Raw genomic sequence first — 1,651 nt, 5'->3', positions numbered from 1 at the left:
TCCAGGAAGCAGTCGAGGCAGGATGCCGCACCTTCATGCTGACAGTTCAGGTCCCTTGAGTTTTTCTCATGGGACCTGAACTGCACATTGCTCCGTGCCGGGGACGGGGTCAGCTTCGGGGAAGAATCGCGCCATTGTCGTCGGCACCTGCATGGTGGGCGGCATCGCTGCTGGGCGCGACGGCGTCGCGGACCTTCTTGCCGCGGGCATAACCAACGAGTCCCAAGGCCAGGATGCACCCTAGTGTGCCGAGCGCGAAGGCCTCGAAGGTGAACTGCGGGACGCCCCAGGTTGCTTCGAAGTCGTACTCCAGGCCGAAGAGGACCTCGAGTGTTCCGGGGAAAATCGCCACCCACGAGCCGATCAGGATCCAGACGAAGCAGATGGCGCCCAGGATGCGGAACCCGGTGTCCGAGACGGGAACCTTGAACGGCCGATGGGCCAGGGGGTACTTGCTCCGAAGCCTGACCGCGGCCGGTATCGCCAGAAGGTAGCTGAGGAGGAACGTTGAGATGGCGATGGTCAGGACCACACCGAACAGTGCGCTGCTGGTCCCGCTGAGCTGCATGGCCGCGAGCATGAACAGCGTAGCCACCACCCCGGAGAGCGTGTTGACCCGGATCGGCGTGCCCAGCTTGGGGTGGAAGCGGCCGAAGAAGCCTCCGAAGAACGAACCGTCGGCGGCCGCCATGGCCTGCATACGGTCGCTGATGATCATCCATGCGGCGCCTTGCGACACAAGGACGAAGCAGAAAATCACCGCTGAAATGGCCAACATGACCTCAGCGGCCGGGCCGAACACCGTGTAGACGGTGGCAACTGCGCCGAAGAGTCCACCGATGCCCGTGATCTGGTCGAGCGGCACCACCAGCAGGATCGCCAGGATCGGCAGGAGGTAGCTTGCGGCGGCAATCATCGAAGACCGGGCGACCGAGATGGGAACATCCTTGGCCGGGTCCTTCATCTCCCCAGCGGCGCTGTTCCCGGACTCGAAGCCAAGGAACGAGAACAGCAGCAGCGGGGTAACGCCAAGGAAGCCAGCCAAAGTGGGTGAGAAGAAGCCCAGTTCGAGTCCGTTGAACCCGTGCTGCAGGCCATAGATCAGGGTGACAATGATGAAGAAGGTCAGGAACACGACCTTGAGGATGGCGCCGAGTGAGGGCAGCCATTTACCGTGCTTCAAACTGACGATGGCTGAGGTCACCGTGATCCAGATGAAGACGAGCTTGAAGATGTAGTCGCTTACGCTGCCGGCCTCCACATGGCCCACGTATTCGGACCACGTTTCCACCGCCACGAACGCCATGGCGCCGCCCACCCAGACGGGCTGCGTCACCCAGGTGAAGAGGGACGTGATGGCTGCAACCACTCGGCCGAATGCCATCTTGGTCCAGACGTACACGCCACCTTCTTCGGTGAACGCACCGCCTGTCTCGGCGAAAATGAGACCGTAGGGCACCAGGAACGTGACAGCCAGGATGAGGGTCCAGGTGAACGTCTCCCCGCCGAACCCGGAGACCTGGCCCAGGACCTCCACGGAGATGACGGCCGCGACCACCAGCAACAGGATGTCGAAGCGGCCCAGGGATTTCTGCAGATGCTGGCTTTGCTCTTGGGCAAGGCGCGTTGAGGCTATTGGCTGATCCATGAT

Annotated in this window: 1 protein-coding gene; it reads right to left on the bottom strand. The window is 62.3% G+C overall.

Features of this window, described 5'->3' with window-relative positions; translation table 11 throughout:
* Positions 1-109: 109 nt before the first annotated feature.
* A partial coding sequence (locus AC1DEY_RS23210; RefSeq protein WP_476870052.1) for an APC family permease occupies positions 110-1,651 on the bottom strand: 1,542 nt, incomplete at its 5' end.

Source organism: Arthrobacter sp. 05T47, from assembly GCF_056395825.1.
This window is presented reverse-complemented; position numbering and strand designations above follow the sequence as displayed.